This window comes from Shewanella vesiculosa (genome assembly GCF_009994065.1).
Lineage (GTDB): Bacteria > Pseudomonadota > Gammaproteobacteria > Enterobacterales > Shewanellaceae > Shewanella > Shewanella vesiculosa.
Genome location: NZ_JAACSD010000012.1, coordinates 139418 through 157470, shown reverse-complemented (window position 1 = coordinate 157470; position 18053 = coordinate 139418). Strand labels below are relative to the sequence as shown.

Annotated in this window: 15 protein-coding genes; 13 read left to right on the top strand and 2 right to left on the bottom strand. The window is 41.8% G+C overall.

Translation table 11 applies throughout. The features are described 5' to 3' along the window. Positions 1-27 precede the first annotated feature (27 nt). Positions 28-624: a YjaG family protein gene (locus GW828_RS14115; RefSeq protein ID WP_124017589.1), complete on the bottom strand. Its 597-nt coding sequence runs from the start codon at positions 622-624 to the stop codon at positions 28-30. Next, positions 614-3472, bottom strand: coding sequence for a two-component sensor histidine kinase BarA (gene barA / locus GW828_RS14110; RefSeq protein WP_273058001.1), 2859 nt, complete (start codon positions 3470-3472; stop codon positions 614-616). Before barA ends, GW828_RS14115 begins: the two co-directional genes overlap by 11 nt. A 102-nt stretch (positions 3473-3574) precedes the next feature. Between barA and rlmD the strand changes: the two genes are divergently transcribed. The 13 genes from rlmD to rpoS all read left to right on the top strand — a co-directional run bounded on the left by rlmD (position 3575) and on the right by rpoS (position 17889). Further along, positions 3575-4939: a 23S rRNA (uracil(1939)-C(5))-methyltransferase RlmD gene (gene rlmD, locus GW828_RS14105; protein ID WP_273058000.1), complete on the top strand. Its 1365-nt coding sequence runs from the start codon at positions 3575-3577 to the stop codon at positions 4937-4939. A gap of 192 nt (positions 4940-5131) precedes the next feature. Then, positions 5132-7339: a GTP diphosphokinase gene (gene relA / locus GW828_RS14100; protein ID WP_182697896.1), complete on the top strand. Its 2208-nt coding sequence runs from the start codon at positions 5132-5134 to the stop codon at positions 7337-7339. A gap of 122 nt (positions 7340-7461) precedes the next feature. Then, a complete protein-coding gene (mazG, locus tag GW828_RS14095) occupies positions 7462-8283 on the top strand; it encodes a nucleoside triphosphate pyrophosphohydrolase (protein ID WP_273057998.1) in 822 nt (273 codons plus the stop codon). Between the two features lie 114 nt (positions 8284-8397). After that, a complete protein-coding gene (locus GW828_RS14090; protein ID WP_124017584.1) occupies positions 8398-10035 on the top strand; it encodes a CTP synthase in 1638 nt (545 codons plus the stop codon). Positions 10036-10309: 274 nt separating this feature from the next. Then, entirely contained in the window at positions 10310-11611 is a 1302-nt protein-coding gene (gene eno, locus GW828_RS14085; protein ID WP_182722028.1) for a phosphopyruvate hydratase, read from the top strand. A 100-nt stretch (positions 11612-11711) separates the two neighbouring features. Next, positions 11712-12014 carry a cell division protein FtsB gene (ftsB, locus tag GW828_RS14080; RefSeq protein ID WP_124017582.1) on the top strand — a complete coding sequence of 101 codons (303 nt, stop codon included), beginning with the start codon at positions 11712-11714 and terminating at the stop codon, positions 12012-12014. A 62-nt stretch (positions 12015-12076) separates the two neighbouring features. Beyond that, positions 12077-12775, top strand: coding sequence for a 2-C-methyl-D-erythritol 4-phosphate cytidylyltransferase (ispD, locus tag GW828_RS14075; protein WP_182722027.1), 699 nt, complete (start codon positions 12077-12079; stop codon positions 12773-12775). A gap of 63 nt (positions 12776-12838) precedes the next feature. Further along, the gene (gene ispF / locus GW828_RS14070; protein ID WP_124017580.1) at positions 12839-13318 is read left to right on the top strand and encodes a 2-C-methyl-D-erythritol 2,4-cyclodiphosphate synthase; all 480 of its coding nucleotides are present in this window, start codon (positions 12839-12841) and stop codon (positions 13316-13318) included. Between the two features lie 28 nt (positions 13319-13346). Then, entirely contained in the window at positions 13347-14420 is a 1074-nt protein-coding gene (gene truD, locus GW828_RS14065) for a tRNA pseudouridine(13) synthase TruD (protein ID WP_273057997.1), read from the top strand. A 3-nt stretch (positions 14421-14423) separates the two neighbouring features. Next, a complete protein-coding gene (gene surE / locus GW828_RS14060; RefSeq protein WP_182697901.1) occupies positions 14424-15173 on the top strand; it encodes a 5'/3'-nucleotidase SurE in 750 nt (249 codons plus the stop codon). Continuing rightward, on the top strand, positions 15170-15805 hold the full coding sequence (locus GW828_RS14055) for a protein-L-isoaspartate(D-aspartate) O-methyltransferase (protein ID WP_182722104.1): 636 nt from the start codon (positions 15170-15172) through the stop codon (positions 15803-15805). Before surE ends, GW828_RS14055 begins: the two co-directional genes overlap by 4 nt. Before the next feature lie 101 nt (positions 15806-15906). Further along, positions 15907-16839 carry a peptidoglycan DD-metalloendopeptidase family protein gene (locus GW828_RS14050; protein WP_404948306.1) on the top strand — a complete coding sequence of 311 codons (933 nt, stop codon included), beginning with the start codon at positions 15907-15909 and terminating at the stop codon, positions 16837-16839. Positions 16840-16917: 78 nt separating this feature from the next. Then, positions 16918-17889, top strand: coding sequence for an RNA polymerase sigma factor RpoS (rpoS, locus tag GW828_RS14045; RefSeq protein ID WP_124017576.1), 972 nt, complete (start codon positions 16918-16920; stop codon positions 17887-17889). Positions 17890-18053 lie beyond the last annotated feature (164 nt).

Genomic DNA, 18053 nt, shown 5'->3' with positions numbered 1-18053 from the left:
GTTTATTGGCAGTATCGGAGTCAGCCCCTATAGACTAATGCCAATATTAGACACACCGGCTTCGATAATCTCTTTACGTAAACCTTTAACCAGTTCGCTGGTGATTTCTGGGTTAGCTTCGATAATGTCGAGTAACATGCCTTGTAGTTCTTTTTCTTCTTCCATTACTGGGTGCGAAAATACAAATTCATCAAGTTCTTCATCCATTAATGATTCATCACTAATTGCTTCAATGTAATTTGCTACAGTGCTTGATGATAACTTACTAATATTAGTAATATCTTCTTCAATTTTCCCGTCTATAGCACCCATTAGCGTTGCAATGGCTACTGCTGCATCCATGGCAGGGTAAGCACCATAGGCTTCAAATTCACTAGGATCTGGGGTATTTTCATCAAGGCGTTGCAAATGCACGTCAATATTGAACTTAAGTTTTTTGTCATACTGGCTTTGCCACAGTAACTCTAAGGCTGTACTGAGCACCTGCGGTTGGCCAAATTCACACACTTCAGAAAATAATTGGTAGTTAGGCAACATTCGTTGGCACAATGCTAAAGCAAAAAGCTGCTTCTGAGGTAACGATAACGCTTTTAGGCGTTTGAAAAAACCGGATTTACTGGTCATGGGGTATATCCACTGATAGCTGGTTTATGACTTGATTTGCTGCTGATTCTACCTTAGTTAACTCATCAAGTAACTCTAGTATTTCAGGTTCTAAGTCATCAATGGCAATTTTATGCTTTAATGCTGACTCAATATCCCGGCACAGTTTTTGTGTAGTAGGTACACCGCAATAACATGTTGCGCCATGCAGTTTATGCACCGCTTGCACAAGTACCTCGGCATTTTTTGCAATTAATGCCTCATTAATCGTTGCGGTGGTTTCAGGTAATGAGTTAACTAGCATCTTTAACATGTCTAATGCTAAATCTGTTTTTTGATTGGCCTGGGTTAAACATAAATCCCAATTGAGCACATGAGTATCAAAATGGGTGAATTTCGGTTTAATTATCCATCGACTGATAACGCTTTTTAGTGACAGTTCATCAATAGGTTTTGGAAGGAAACCATCCATACCACTGGCTAATATGTTCTCACGTTCTTCTGCAATAGCATGTGCAGTAACGGCAATAATCGGCGTATTTCGATTGAGAGATCCTGAACGAATTTGTTTGGTTGCGGTAATGCCATCTGTGCCTGGCATTTGAATATCCATAAAGATTAAGTCAAACACTTGTGTGTTTGCTTGTTTTATCGCATCCGCGCCGTTATTGACTGTGACCACATTATCGACCAACTCTTTGAGTAAGGTATCAATTAGCTTTAGGTTAGCCATATTGTCGTCAACGGCTAATACGGATGCATTTTGGCGTTTGCTAATCTCATGGTTTATTTGTTCAGGTAAAGCCACTAAGGTTGACGGCATTGGAGGATAGATTAAATGATGTGCTAGGGTAAAATCGCTAACCGGAGTGTTGAGCAATACATCTGCATTGACTTTTAGTACATTGATTATCATGTCTTGGTCTAGACAGTCATGCAATAAAATAAGGCAATCAGTATGCTGTCTGGCTTGTTGTAACAAATGAATAAAGGCTGCGTTGTCTGCAAACCCATGACAGCTAATGATGATGTAATCAAACTTGCTGTTTTTACTTTGTAAAACCGATGTTAGGTTTTCGGGATTGGCAACACTAGTGATAATTAATTGCCATGACACTAAGCGGCGGTTAAGTGTGTCGCGAGTTAATTCTCGTGGTTCATACAATAATACTGATTTATGTTGCAATACATCCACTGGCAGCACTTCACCAATTTCAAATTGACTGATCCCCAGTGGTAAAATAAACCAAAAGTTTGAGCCTTTATCGGGCGCAGAGGTAAAGCCTATTTGGCCGCCCATTTGGTTAATTAAGCGTTTGGTAATGACTAAACCTAATCCAGTGCCACCAAAGCGGCGAGAAATCGATGAGTCTGCCTGGCCAAATGCCTGAAATAGATACTCTTGCTGACTTTCATCAATGCCAATACCGGTATCAATAACTTCGCAGCGTAAGGTAATATTATCGTCGTCCTGACCCACTAAGTGGATTTTGAGTATCACACTGCCTTTGTCGGTAAATTTGATGGCGTTACCGACTAAGTTGGTAATAATTTGACTCACTCTCATGGCATCACCACTGACGCTTTCAGGAACATTGGCATCGATATCAATGACTAATTCTAGGCCTTTTTCTTGAGCACTTCCGGCAATAATGGTCAAGGTTTCGGTAAGGGTTTCACGCAATGCAAATGGCATTTTCTCTAATACCATTTTGCCGGCTTCTAGTTTTGAGAAGTCGAGAATGTCATTGATAATCCCTAATAAATTACTGGCACTTCGTTCAATAGTTTTAATGTAGTCGAGCTGGCTGGTATGCAGTGGCGTTTTTAACAGCTGTCTTGCAAAACCTATGACACCATTAAGTGGGGTACGAAGCTCATGCGACATGTTAGCTAAAAATTCTGATTTTATCCGGCTTGCTTCAAGCGCTCGTTTCTTAGCTATATCGAGTTCTACGTTCTGAATTTCAATTTGTTCAAGTGTTTCGCGTAAATCTGAGGTTGCTTGATCAATGTTTTGCTGCATTTCATCGTGGTATTCAGACAATGATCCTGCCATTGCATTGATACCCCGTTTAAGCAGATCGAGCTCGCCAATCAGATTTCCTTCAAGGCGAGTATCGAGTTTACCTTCACGGATTTTGGCAACAACTCGCACCATTTCGGTAATGGGGTAGTTAACGTATTTGACTAAACGGAAAGTGAAAAATAAGTTAAACTGTACGCCAATCAACACGATAATAAATGCGGCTATTGCTGCTCTATGCTGTTCAAGCAGAGCGTTTTCTTTGTTTAATAATACCGAAATATAGCCGAGTATTTTTTCTTGTTGGTTGTTGTAAATCGGCGCAATCATGCCATTGTTTGCCGAGGCATTATCGGTATTAGTGTCATTCTGGCGATTGATGTTGGTAACCGGTTTTAGTTCTAAGCCAGTATGAGATATTATTGGCACTCGAATGACTAAGGTATCGCCAATGGTTTCATGCTCTGTTCCAACCAAGTTAGCCAAAGGTTGCTTATAACGCATGGTTTCAAAATCTTTATGATAGTGCGATGTCACAAAGAGTTGGTTTTTGGCATCAAAAACAGCGATGGAGAGGATTAGGGATGCATTGTTTATCTGTGAAGCGGCGAGTAAAAGTTTAGTTGATTCACGGTCTTGATTAATAATGCCAAATTCACTGGCAATCGCTAACGGTTCGACAATGTTACTGCCTTTTTCAATTAAGGTTTGTTCCAATTCATAAAAGCGGTTTATCGTGAAATAACTTCCAAGTAGAATACCCACGACAATAGTGGGTGCTAACGCAAGTACCAGAACCCAAGAGCGTAGGCTGTATTTGGTCATATTGTTGGCACTTTTCATGTTTGTTAGGTATGTCCCTGTTACTTAATCGCGATTATTGCGTCTAGATTGCCAGAGATGGCGCACTCTTGACTAGTTTTTTATTCAATACCTGAGGCCGAAATGGCACAATTTTTCCAAGCTAAACCGAACAAATCTAAGCAATTATCAACAAAACTAAGCCTCAGTGTGACTCAACTTGACCATTTAGGTGCAGGTATAGCACAGCATCAAGGCAAAGTGGTGTTTATTCCTGGTGTGTTGCCTGGCGAAACGGCAACAGTGCAATTTGTGGAACAAAAGAAAAGCTACTCTAAAGCTAAGTTAATTGCGATTGAGCTTGCATCTGCACATCGAGTCAAACCTCATTGTCCGCATTATTATGAATGTGGCGGCTGTGATTTACAGCACATGGACACACAAGCTCAGCGCGAACATAAACAAACGACCTTAGTCGACCTTATGAGTAAATCATCGACTGCTTCAGCGATTGAGGCCGATGTTGTCGTTGATCCTATCGTTGGTGACGGTTGGCATTACCGTCGACGCGCCAGACTGGCAACATTATTTGATAAAAACACTCGTCGGCTGCAGCTGGGGTTTCGCGCAGCCAATAGCAATAAAATTGTTTCTATTCAGCAGTGTCCGGTATTAGCAGAGTCTTTATCGGCACTAATTACGCCATTTGCGGTTAATTTAAATCAACTCAAAGCGCGGTCAAGTTTGGGGCACGTTGAACTCACTCAAGCGGATAACGGTAATTTTGCAGTATTAAGAGTGACGAAAGTGTTACCCGCGTCAGATATTCGTTGGTTAACGGGTTTTGCTGAGAAACATCAAGTTAACTTATTATTGCAAGATGATGCCGGTCAATTGACCCAATTATATCCCTTGTTACAAACTCATGATGCGGTGACGTTACCTTATTACCATCTTGCGCAGGAGTCGGTGCGTTGTTCGTTTACCCCGGGTAATTTTGTGCAAGTTAACGGCGCGATTAATCAGAGCATGGTAGATCAAGCTATTGCGTGGTTAGACCCTCAGCCAGGCGAGCGCATTTTAGATTTGTTTTGTGGTGTGGGGAATTTCAGCTTACCTTTGGCATTGAAGGCTGCTGAGGTTGTCGCTGTTGAAGGTGTGCCTGAAATGGTACAACAAGCTAAACAAAATGCTATCGACAATAAACTGGATAACGTCACTTTTTATCATGCAGACTTAAGTGCTGATTTATCGACGCAACCCTGGCTGGGGAAAATTGATAAACTCTTACTTGATCCTGCCAGAGCCGGTGCCTTCGAAAGTTTACAATGGTTACAGAAAATGCAACCTAAAAAAGTGGTCTATGTTTCATGCAATCCGGCAAGTTTAGCTCGCGACAGTAGTGTATTATTAGCTAATGGTTATCGTATTGCTAAAGTCGGATTAGTGGATATGTTTCCACAAACACATCATATTGAAGCCATGGTATTATTTGAATTAGATAAATAAACAGGCCGTTTTAGCGATATCGGAACTTAGGTATGCTAAAAATTTGTTCAACTAAACGCGATTAAATTGACAAACGTATGTAGAGCTTCAAGATAGGTCGTTTAGTTATTGTTAGCGCCATACAAACACAGTTTTACATGTGGCAATATGGTTGAATGTCTGTCAGTCGGTCATGCGGCTAAGGAAGGGTTCATGGTATCTGTTCGCGAAGCACATTTTAACACGCAAGCATTCCAATTAGATGAGTGGGTCGCTCGATATCTCGACGACAAAGATGATGCTCAGAAATTATTATTATTGATCCAGCAAGTTGAGGCCTTACCGGTTAAAAACAAGCTGGCTCATACAGAGTTGCTTGCGCGCGCTCGCGAAATGATTGAGATTTTAGCGCCGCTGAATATGGACATCGAAACCCTCCAAGCTGCGGTGTTATTTCTGCTACTCGATGCAGGTGTGCTCAATGAAGAGCAAATTGTAGAGCAATACGGTGAAAATCTTGCAAAACTTGTTGCCAGTGTTGTCACCATGAATGCTATCGGCGCGTTAAAAGTCAGTCAAAACTCCCGTGATGCAGAACCGCAAATCGATAACATCCGCAAAATGCTATTGGCTATGGTTGAAGACGTGCGCGCTGTGGTCATCAAATTGGCTGAGCGTGTATGTTTGCTTCGTGCGGTTAAAAACGCCGATGAAGAAACTCGAGTATTGTTAGCCCGCGAAATTGCCGATATTTATGCACCATTAGCTAATCGTTTAGGTATTGGTCAGCTCAAGTGGGAGCTGGAAGATATATCTTTTCGCTATTTGCATCCAACGGTTTACAAAGACATTGCCAAACAATTAGATGGTAAACGCCTTGATCGTGAAGTGTTTATCGACAAATTTGTGACTCAATTACAACAACGCTTAGACAGTGATGATATTCGCGCCAAAGTGTACGGTCGTCCTAAGCATATCTACAGTATTTGGCGCAAAATGAAGGGCAAAGATCTCAAGTTTGATGAGCTTTTTGACGTTCGTGCCGTACGTATCGTCACTGAAAGATTACAAGATTGCTATGGCGCATTAGGGGTTGTGCATGATCTTTGGCACCATATTCCTCGTGAGTTTGATGATTATGTCGCCAATCCAAAACCGAATGGATATCAATCGATTCATACTGTAGTTGTAGGCCCAGAAGGCAAAACAGTAGAAATTCAAATTCGTACCGAAGCAATGCATCAAGATTCCGAGCTTGGGGTCGCTGCGCATTGGAAATACAAAGAAGGTGCCAGTAACAGTAAGCAAACGGGTTACGAAGAAAAAATTAACTGGTTGCGTAAAATTCTGCAGTGGCAAGAAGATGTCGCCGAAAGCGGTAATTTAGTTGATGAAGTCCGCAGCCAAGTATTTGAAGATCGAGTTTATGTATTTACCCCAAGTGGTGAAGTGGTTGACTTACCTTTAGGCTCAACCGTGCTCGATTTTGCTTACTATATTCACTCGCAGGTGGGGCATAAATGTATCGGCGCTAAGGTTGATGGCCGCATAGTTCCCTTCACTTACCAAGTGGAAACGGGCGAGCGGATTGAGATTATCACTTCAAAAACGCCTAACCCCAAACGTGATTGGCTGAATCTTAATTTAGGCTATATCAAGTCGTCACGTTCACGCTCAAAAATTCAACACTGGTTTAAGCAACAAGATCGCGACAAAAATATTGCTGCGGGTAAGGAGATGCTTGAATCTGAATTGGCCCGCGTTGGCTTAAAAATCAAAGATGCCGCGGTGGCGGTAGAACGTTTTAATTTAAATTCAATGGATGACATGTTGGCAGCCATCGGTGGCGGCGATTTGCGCTTAAACCAAGTGGTTAATTTCACTGACACCAAAATTCGTAAGGTCGCTGACACAGACGAAAATTTACTTGAAGACATCATCAAGAAAGCGTCACATAAACCTAAAAAATCGAGCAAAGGCCAAGTTGAAGTTAATGGTGTGGGTAATTTAATGAGTCATATCGCTCGTTGTTGCCAACCGGTACCTGGTGATGAGATTTTTGGATACATCACTATGGGGCGGGGAATTTCAGTGCACCGCAGCGATTGCGAGCAAGTCAAAGAGTTAATGCGTGCTCATCCTGAACGTAGCGTCGATGTGATTTGGGGCGAGAACTACTCTGGTGGTTATCGAATTCGCGTTAGGGTGCTATCACATGACCGTAGTGGTTTGTTACGTGACTTAACCACAGTACTGGCTGCTGAAAAGTCTAACGTGATGGCCATGAGTTCATCATCAGACGTGAAAACTCAAACCGCAACGGTAGAAGTTGAACTTGAGTTGTACAACTTAGACGGTTTATCACGGATCCTCGCCAAGTTATCCCAAGTTGATGGCGTGATTGAGTCGCGCAGACTTTAGTTAACAGAGGTTAATTCGCAGATAATCAAGACACAGATAATCAAGACACAGATAATCACACTATCGCGATCAAGGCACCTCTAACGAAGGTGCCTTTTTACTTATTCAAAGAGGACACTATCGTGGCAGATATTCAATCGTTATTGACCATTATGCAGCAATTGCGCGACCCTAAATCAGGATGTCCGTGGGATCTTGCCCAAGACTTTACAACTATAGTGCCTTTTACTTTAGAAGAAGCTTATGAGGTGGTGGATACTATTGAGCGCAAAGCATGGCAGGAATTACCTGATGAACTGGGTGATTTATTATTTCAGGTGGTGTTTTATTGTCAATTAGGCCAAGAGCAAGGCATGTTTAACTTTGCCACAGTGATTGAGCGTATTAGTGATAAGTTGGTTCGTCGTCATCCCCATGTGTTTGCCCAACCAGAAACCCAAGCACCTGCGGCAATCACCAATACCGATGATTTAAGCCAAGCCTGGGATAAATTAAAAGCCTCAGAACGTCAGCAAAAGCAACTGCATTCCGCTTTAGATGATATTCCTCACGCATTACCGGCACTCAGTCGAGCACGAAAAATACAACATCGAGTGGCAAAAGTGGGGTTCGATTGGGCCGAGCTTGAGCCTGTGGTGGCTAAAATACATGAAGAAATCGATGAAGTACTGGTAGAAGTTAATCAACGACATCAAGATCCTGATTTTTATCAACCGAGAATTGTCGATGAAATGGGCGATTTATTGTTTGCAGTGGTCAATCTTGCGCGCCACTTAAAGGTTGATCCCGAGCAAGCATTGCGTCAAGCCAATCATAAATTTGAACGGCGATTCAGAGGGGTTGAACAATGTGTTGCCCTAAGTGGAAAACCAATAGAGCAACACAGCTTAGAGCAATTAGACCACTACTGGAATCGTGTAAAACAACACGAAAACATAAATTAAGCTAAAATTAGCGCGTTTAAGTTTGTCGAAACGAGGTGGCTTTGCTATAATATCGCCCCGTCCTAGTGCTTTCTTACAAGCACGTTTATTCCAACACAATTTCTCAGGTTCAGCATGACTACAAGGTATATCTTCGTTACTGGTGGCGTTGTTTCATCACTAGGTAAAGGCATTGCAGCGGCTTCGCTCGCAGCAATTTTAGAGGCGCGTGGCCTCAATGTAACCATTATGAAACTTGACCCCTATATTAACGTCGATCCGGGTACCATGAGCCCGACTCAGCACGGTGAAGTATTCGTGACTGAAGATGGCGCTGAAACCGATCTTGACTTAGGTCATTACGAGCGTTTTATTCGCACTAAAATGAATCGTCGTAATAACTTTACCACTGGGCGTATTTACGAAGAAGTGATTAGTAAAGAACGCCGTGGTGATTATTTAGGCGCAACCATTCAGGTTATTCCTCACATTACTAACGCGATTAAAGAAAAAGTGTTAGCCGGTGGAGAAGGCCATGATGTGGCTATTGTGGAAATCGGTGGCACGGTAGGTGATATCGAATCATTACCTTTCCTTGAGTCTATTCGTCAATTAGGTGCAGAGCTAGGACGTGAACGCACTCTATTTATGCATTTAACCTTAGTGCCATTCTTAGGCGCTGCGGGTGAAATTAAAACTAAGCCTACGCAACACTCTGTTAAAGAGTTACGTTCTATTGGTATTGCTCCAGATGTGTTGGTTTGCCGTGGCGACCGTGCTATTCCTGCGAATGAAAAAGCAAAAATTTCGTTATTCTGTAACGTTGAAGAACGTGCAGTTATTTCGTTAAAAGACGTTGATAGCATCTATAAAATCCCAGCGCTATTGCGTTCACAAGGATTAGATGACTTGGTCATCAAACGTTTTAATTTAGAATGTAACGAAGCTGATTTGTCTGAGTGGGAAAATGTTATTTATCAAGAAGCCAATCCAAATGGTGAAGTGACTATTGGTATGGTTGGTAAATATATTGAATTACCTGACGCTTACAAGTCGGTTAACGAAGCCTTAAAACATGCAGGCTTGAAAAAACGCGTGACAGTGAACATTAAGTACATTGATTCACAAACCGTTGAAGCTAAAGGCGAAGAAGTATTACAAGGACTGGACGGTATTTTAGTCCCAGGCGGCTTTGGTGAACGTGGTGTTGAAGGTAAGATTTTTGCTGCCAAATTTGCCCGTGAAAACAACCTACCGTATTTTGGTATTTGTTTAGGTATGCAAGTGGCATTAATTGAATTTGCTCGTCATGTGGCAGGTTTAGAAGGCGCACATTCGACTGAATTTAACTCGCAAACACCTCATCCAGTAGTGGGATTAATTACCGAGTGGATTAACGAAGAAGGTGATGTTGAAACGCGCCATGAGTCTTCTGATTTAGGTGGCACTATGCGTTTAGGCGCTCAGTTATGTCATTTGAAACAAGGAACTAAAGCCGCTGAAGCCTACAAGGCTACAACTTGCGTTGAGCGTCATCGTCACCGTTACGAAGTCAACAACAACTATATTGAGCGTCTTGAAAAGGCCGGTTTAGTGTTTAGTGGTTTATCATCTGATCGTAAATTGATTGAGATGATCGAGCTACCAAATCATCCATGGTTTGTGGCAAGTCAATTCCATCCTGAATTCACTTCAACCCCACGCGACGGTCATGCATTATTTGAAGGGTTTATTGCCGCTTCTTATGCGTATCAAAAACGCGATATCGCTTAATGAACTAGCCGCTAATGCATGCATTAGCGGCTTTTTTATGCACGATACTTGCGTTAGATCAAATAATAGCCTCAATCTTTTATCACAGTAGTCAAAACTAAGTTGATGCAAAGTCTAATTCGATTTATCCTAAGTGATATTCGAATTTAAATTACAAAACTGAAAGTTATATACCAATAAGTCTGCTGTTTTTAGTGTTGTATGTATTTTTATTGGTATTAACTTTTTATTTCTTTTAATTTTTTAATTTACTTACACAAAGTACGAGGGAATTATGGCTAACATTATTAAAGTGATTGGTCGCGAGATTATGGATTCTCGTGGTAACCCAACGGTTGAAGCAGAAGTGCATTTAGAAGGCGGTTTTATCGGTATGGCTGCAGCGCCATCTGGCGCATCGACCGGTAGTCGCGAAGCTTTAGAACTTCGTGACGGCGACAAAGCGCGTTACCTAGGTAAAGGTGTTCTTAAGGCTGTTGCCGCTGTTAATGGCCCAATCGCAGAAGCGTTAAAAGGCAAAGATGCATTGGCTCAAGCTGAACTTGACCAAATCATGATTGACTTGGATGGAACAGAGAACAAAGCAAAATTTGGCGCGAACGCGATTTTAGCAGTGTCTCTTGCTGTTGCTAAAGCGGCTGCTGCGGCTAAACATGTACCTTTATATGCTCACATTGCTGACTTAAACGGTACTCCAGGTGTTTACTCTATGCCTCTTCCAATGATGAACATCATCAATGGTGGCGAGCATGCTGATAACAGCGTTGATATCCAAGAGTTTATGATCCAGCCTGTTGGCGCTAAGACGTTCCGTGAAGGCTTACGTATGGGCGCAGAAGTATTCCACAGCCTAGCTAAAGTATTAAAAGCTGACGGTCACTCAACTGCTGTTGGTGATGAAGGTGGGTTTGCACCTAACCTAGCCTCTAACGAAGCGGCTCTAGCGGCAATTAAAGTTGCTGTTGCCAACGCCGGATATGAGTTAGGCAAAGACATCACCTTAGCGATGGATTGTGCTGCATCTGAGTTTTACGACAAAGAAGCAAACATCTACGATCTTAAAGGTGAAGGTAAGAAATTTACTTCTGAAGAATTTAACTTCTTCTTACAAGGTTTGACGCAACGTTACCCAATCGTTTCTATCGAAGACGGTCTTGATGAGTCTGACTGGGATGGTTTTGCTCACCAAACTAAACTAATGGGCGATAACATCCAATTAGTCGGTGATGATCTATTCGTAACCAATACCAAAATTCTTAAGCGTGGTATCGATAATGGTATTGCTAACTCTATCCTGATTAAATTCAACCAAATCGGTACATTAACTGAAACTTTGGCTGCAATTAAAATGGCTAAAGATGCAGGCTTTACGGTTGTTATCTCTCACCGTAGCGGCGAGACAGAAGATTCAACGATTGCTGATTTAGCTGTTGGTACCGCGGCAGGTCAAATCAAAACCGGTTCACTAAGCCGTAGTGACCGTGTTGCTAAATACAACCAATTGCTGCGTATTGAAGAAGCTTTAGGTTCAAAAGCACCGTATAACGGTCTTAAAGAAGTCAAAGGCCAAGCATAATATTTTTGCTTTAGCTTAAAAAGGCCACCACTTGGTGGCCTTTTTTGTTGTACTATAACAGTCATATTTTCTAGGGGTTACTTCGACATAACTTAATATTATGAAACAACTAATATTTTTATTGATTTGTTTATTATCACTTTTACAGTACCGGCTTTGGCAGGGCGATAACAACTTTTCAGAATATGTCGTCTTGCAAACGCAAATCGCGGCGCAAGAACAAAGTAATGACAAGCTTGTTGCTCGAAATCAAATCCTTAAAGAAGAAATTATTGATTTAAAAAGTGGCACAGAAGCCATTGAAGAACGTGCCCGTAACGAGTTAGGTATGGTTAAAGAAGGCGAGACGTTTTATCGAGTTGTAGGCAGTGAGCTGCGTGAACGCAACCAATTTAATCGTTAACCTTATGTGGTACTGCAGGTATAACCCTCAATCATATTACTTTCAATCTTGGTACTGCTAATATGCGCAACAATCCTCGTTCTATTATTGCTATTGTGCCTGCTGCAGGTATTGGTAGCCGCATGGGTGCTGACAAACCTAAGCAATATTTAATGCTTGGTCAACAAAGTATTCTCGCTCATACATTAGATACATTATTCGCTCATCCTGAAATAGAACAAGTCATTGTTGCATTGCATCCACAAGATCATTATTTCAGCCAATTACCGCAATCTCAGCATCCTAAGTTAATCCAAGTTGTGGGTGGTGGAGAGCGTGCCGACTCAGTTTTAGCCGCATTAGACTATGTTTATAGTCATCATCCAGACGCGTGGGCGCTTGTCCATGATGCCGCCAGGCCTTGTGTTACCCTAACCGATATCAGTCGATTAATTGAGTCTGTAAACATTTATCCTCAAGGCGCTATTTTGGCGGCACCGGTTCGTGACACCATGAAGCGCAGTGATGCCAGTGGTCATATTGTTAATACTGTCGATCGCACCTTGTTATGGCATGCGCTCACCCCACAATTTTTCCCAGCATCAATTTTACGCCGCCATTTATCAGCAGCATTAGCGGCGCAGGCCCCTATTACAGATGAAGCCAGTGCTATGGAATGGGCTGGTGTTATGCCGGGGTTGGTCAGTGGTCGGGTGGATAATATTAAAGTGACTCATCCAGATGATTTACAATTGGCAGTTTTGTTTATGTCACAACAATAAATTTAACAGATTTAGCTCGAGTCGTTAATATCACCTGATAGTCAGTTAACGTAAGGTTTTGAAATGAATATTCGTATCGGTCATGGTTTTGATGTACACAAATTTGGCGGTGACAGCCCGCTTATTTTAGGCGGGGTGACGGTGCCTTATGAAAGTGGGCTGATAGCTCATTCTGATGGTGATGTCGTTCTGCATGCTATTAGCGATGCCATATTAGGTGCGATGGCATTAGGCGACATAGGTAAACATTTTCCTGATACCGATGCTAATTTTGCTGGTGCAGATAGCCGAGAGTTATTGAAACATTGCTATCAACTTGCACTGCAAAAGCAGTTTGTTTTAGGTAACCTCGATGTGACTATTATTGCGCAAGCACCTAAAATGGCGCCTCATATTGAAGCGATACGTCAGTGTTTAAGTGTCGATTTACAAACCGATATCGATAATATTAATGTAAAAGCGACGACCACCGAAAAACTTGGTTTTACTGGGCGTAAAGAAGGCATTGCCGTTGAAGCTGTTGTGTTGATGAAGAGCCAATAACCTAAAAATATATAGAGAGTTCTGTCACATGAAAGAATTACATTACCTATTTGGTAAACCAATAAGCCAAGCTGATTTACGTACCCATAACAGTGATTTTATTGTCCAAGAAATTTTGCCTTTTACGCCAACTGGCGAAGGTGAACATCATATGCTCCACGTGCGCAAAAATGGCATGAATACGGTTTATGTTGCTGAGATATTAGCTAAATTTGCTAAGGTTCATCCAAAAGAAGTGACTTATGCTGGCCAAAAAGACAAAAATGCCATTACTGAACAATGGTTCGGGATCCGCATTCCTGGTAAAGAAACACCAGAGTGGGCTCAGCTAAATGATGAAAAGCTAACGATTTTATCGAGTAGCCGTCATAGCAAAAAACTGCGTATAGGCGCATTACTTGGCAACCGGTTTGTGCTGACATTACGAAATATTACTGATGCTACCGATGTTGACATGCGTTTACAGCAGATTGCTAAACTGGGTGTGCCTAATTATTTTGGTGAACAACGTTTTGGCCATGATGGTAAAAACCTTATCTTAGGCCGACAAATGCTCAGTGGTGGTCGAAATATAAAAGATCGTCACAAACGCAGCATGTATTTATCGGCTGTGCGTTCCAATATATTTAACCAAGTGGTGTCATTTCGCCTCGCCAATCATCATATCGAGACATTAACAGGCGATTGTGTGATGTTAGCCGGCAGTAAAAGCTATTTTACTGTGGAAGCTTGGGATGACGTTCTGACAACTCGTTTAGCAGAAAAAGATATTCAACTTGCAGCACCATTGTGGGGCAGGGGAACACCATTAGCACAAGGTGATGCATTAGCAGTAGAAATGATGCCGTTAGCCGAATTTTCAGCTGATCTTCAGGGGCTCGAAGAAGCGGGTTTGACACAAGAAAGACGGCCCTTATTGCTTGAACCTCAAGGAATGAAATGGCAATTTGACGCCGATACGCTAACACTTGAATTTATATTACCAGCAGGGAGTTATGCTACATCAGTGCTTCGTGAACTGGTTGATTATCAAGATGTCCAAGAGTCACAGCGAAAAGTGATGGTTGCAGATCAACAAGCTAAAACAAATGAAGAGTGTTAATGAATGATTAATATTTTAGTCAGTAATGATGATGGTGTTAATGCACCCGGTATTATTGCGTTAAGCCAGGCACTGAGTGAGTTTGCGCAAGTATTAACGGTTGCACCTGATCGTAATTGCTCGGGAGCAAGTAACTCATTAACCTTGACTAATCCATTAAGAATTAATAACTTAGATAACGGCAGTATTTCTGTTAATGGCACACCCACAGACTGTGTCCATCTTGCGATTAGGCAGCTGTGTGATGTCGAGCCCGATATCGTGGTTTCTGGTATTAATGCCGGAGCGAATATGGGCGATGATACCTTATATTCTGGTACTGTTGCAGCAGCCATGGAAGGGCGTTTTTTAGGTTTACCCGCTATTGCTATATCACTGGCTGGTAAATCACTCGTTCACTATGATACCGCTGCAATTTATGCCGTGAAAATCGTAAAAGGTTTATTGTCTCACCCAATTAGCCGCGATCAAATTTTAAATGTTAATGTTCCTGATTTGCCTTTAACACAAATTAAAGGGATTAAAGTCACCCGTTTGGGGGCCAGGCATAAAGCTGAAGGTATGATAAAAACCCAAGATCCAGCGGGTAAAGATATATACTGGCTCGGGCCAGTTGGCAGTGAACAAGATGCGGGTGATGGAACTGATTTTGGTGCAGTCGCAGCAGGTTATGTTTCGATAACTCCGCTAACCGTTGACTTAACAGCATACAATCAACTTGATGGATTAGCCGATTGGATAATAAAAATATGACCCGGGTAGCGTCAACATCAGCACTTAATTTGGCCAAAAAGTTGGCGGAGGCAGGAATTAAAGATCCTGCAGTATTGCATGCTGTCGCGACTACACCACGAGAGATGTTTCTTGATGGTGCGCTAGCTCATAAAGCCTATGAAAATACCGCGTTACCTATAGGGCAGGGACAAACTATTTCACAGCCTTATATCGTTGCTAGAATGACAGAGCTGTTAATGCAGCACCAACCTCAAAAAGTGCTCGAAGTTGGTACAGGATCAGGATATCAAGCTGCCGTTTTAGCGTCATTAATTCCTGAGCTCTGTACTATTGAGCGAATAAAGGCATTGCAAATACAAGCTCGGCAACGTTTAAAGCGTCTCGATTTACATAATGTGTCATTTAAATACGGTGACGGTTGGCAAGGTTGGCCAAATCGCGGTCCATTTGATGGCATTATGGTGACTGCTGCTGCGGCAACAGTGCCTCAAGCCTTGCTTGAACAATTAGCTGAACATGGAGTCTTAATTATTCCTGTTGGAGAAGATATCCAACAATTACTCAAAATTACCCGTATTGGACAGTCATTCCAATCTGAGATTATCGAGGCGGTTAAATTTGTGCCGCTTGTTAACGGAGATTTGGCGTAGTCAATTCGACATAGTTGAGTTTTGGTTAGTGAACAAATGTTCGTTTGGAATAAGCTTGTTTTAGCTTAACAATCATGTATTTTTCTCTGTAAGGATTTTGTTTGATGAATACCGGTTGGCCAAACTTTATGGTCTTAGCAATTATGCTCACAGGATGCAGCTTTCAAGCAGATCGTCCTGCGCCGGTTGACAGTTTATCATCAAAAAATCATGGACCTCGTTACCACAAAGGGTCATTAAAAACCGATAAATATAAAGTACAGCAAGGCGACACCCTTTATTCAATCGCTTGGGGAGCTGGACGCCATTTTGCCGAAGTTGCTCGCTTGAACCATTTATCGGCTCCTTATACTATATATCCTGGCCAAATACTTCATTTAGCGGCCAAAAGTAATCGTCCAACGCCAACTGTTCGTACCCCTCAAACTCAGGTTGCTTCTGTTCAAACTCAAGCCATTAATAAGCCATATATTGCCAGTTCAATTGGTTCAAAATCAGAAACAATAAAGTCAGTAGTCACTTCAAAGCCAGGCACAGCAGCTGTTTCAAGCAGAACGAAAAAAGAGCTTGATCACAAAGTCAAGCCTGCGTATTCTGTAACAACTACCCAACAAACAATTAACCAAAATACAAGTGGTTCTGTCGCAAATTTACCACAACAAGTTCAATTATGGCATTGGCCAGTTAGAGGTCGGATAATCGGGTATTTTTCGGCTTCAGAACAAGGCAATCAAGGTATTAAGATTGCAGGTAATCGCGGTGATATTATTAAAGCCGCTGCAGATGGGAAAGTCGTGTATGCAGGTAATGCACTGCGCGGATATGGCAATTTAGTGATTATCAAACACAATGATGATTTTTTAAGTGCTTATGCGCATGCTGACACGATAGTGGTTAAGGAAAGGCAATATGTGACGGCAGGTCAAACAGTTGCAAAAATGGGCAGTACTGGGACTAATCAAGTTATGCTTCACTTTGAAGTGCGCTTTCATGGTAAGTCTGTCAACCCATTACGATATCTACCTAAACAGTAATTGTTTAGCAACATAAATAACGGAGGATAAGCGAGTGCAGTAGATTAAATAACATAAATTAGGTTTGGGAGAGCAATTATGAGCCGCAAAAATAATACTGCTTCAGCAGAATGTCTTGTCGATCTAGCTAAACAACCACCAGAAGTTGCAACCGATGATGCTAATTTGGTGCAACAACTCGATATTGAAGAAAAAGTCCAAGATGACTTACAGAAAAATTTAGACGCCACTCAATTATATTTAGGTGAAATAGGTTTTTCCCCGCTACTAACAGCAGAGGAAGAAGTATTTTTTTCACGTAAAGCCCTCAAAGGCTGCGAAAAATCTCGCAACCGCATGATAGAAAGTAATCTCCGTCTTGTCGTTAAAATTTCCAGAAGATATAACAACCGCGGATTAGCGTTGCTCGATCTTATTGAAGAAGGCAATTTAGGTTTAATTAGAGCGGTGGAAAAGTTCGACCCAGAGCGTGGTTTCCGTTTTTCTACTTACGCGACATGGTGGATCAGACAAACAATTGAACGGGCAATTATGAATCAAACCCGCACCATTCGCCTGCCTATCCATATAGTTAAAGAATTAAATGTTTACTTACGCACCGCAAGACAGCTGGCGCAAAAACTTGACCACGAACCGACTGCAGAAGAAATTGCAGAAAAGTTAGATGTGTCGACGGGTGATGTCAGTCGCATGTTGAAACTAAATGAACGAATTACTTCTGTCGACACACCACTGAGCGGCGATAATGAGAAGGCTTTATTAGATGTTATTGCTGATGACGATTCAGTAGGCCCGGATTATCGGGTGCAAAATGAAGACTTATCGAATTCGATAGTTGGATGGTTAAATGAGCTTAATACTAAACAACGTGAAGTACTGGCGAGACGCTTTGGTTTGCTTGGATATGAACCTTCAACGTTAGAGAATGTTGGTGCTGAAATTGGTTTAACACGTGAACGTGTGCGTCAAATTCAAGTGGAAGCGCTTAAACGTTTAAAAGATTTATTGGGCGCTCAAGGGCTTTCTGTTGAAGCATTATTCAGAGACTAATGGACAGTGAACGTTTACTGTCATAACTAAGTTACTGGTGATTAATTAATTTAACTTGAATCATTTGTGATAGCTAAATTTTGGATAACGTTAACTTAAGCTATTGTTGGTATGCGGGTAAAGCCTATATGAGAGATTACTTTTTGCTCATGTGTTTAGGTTTA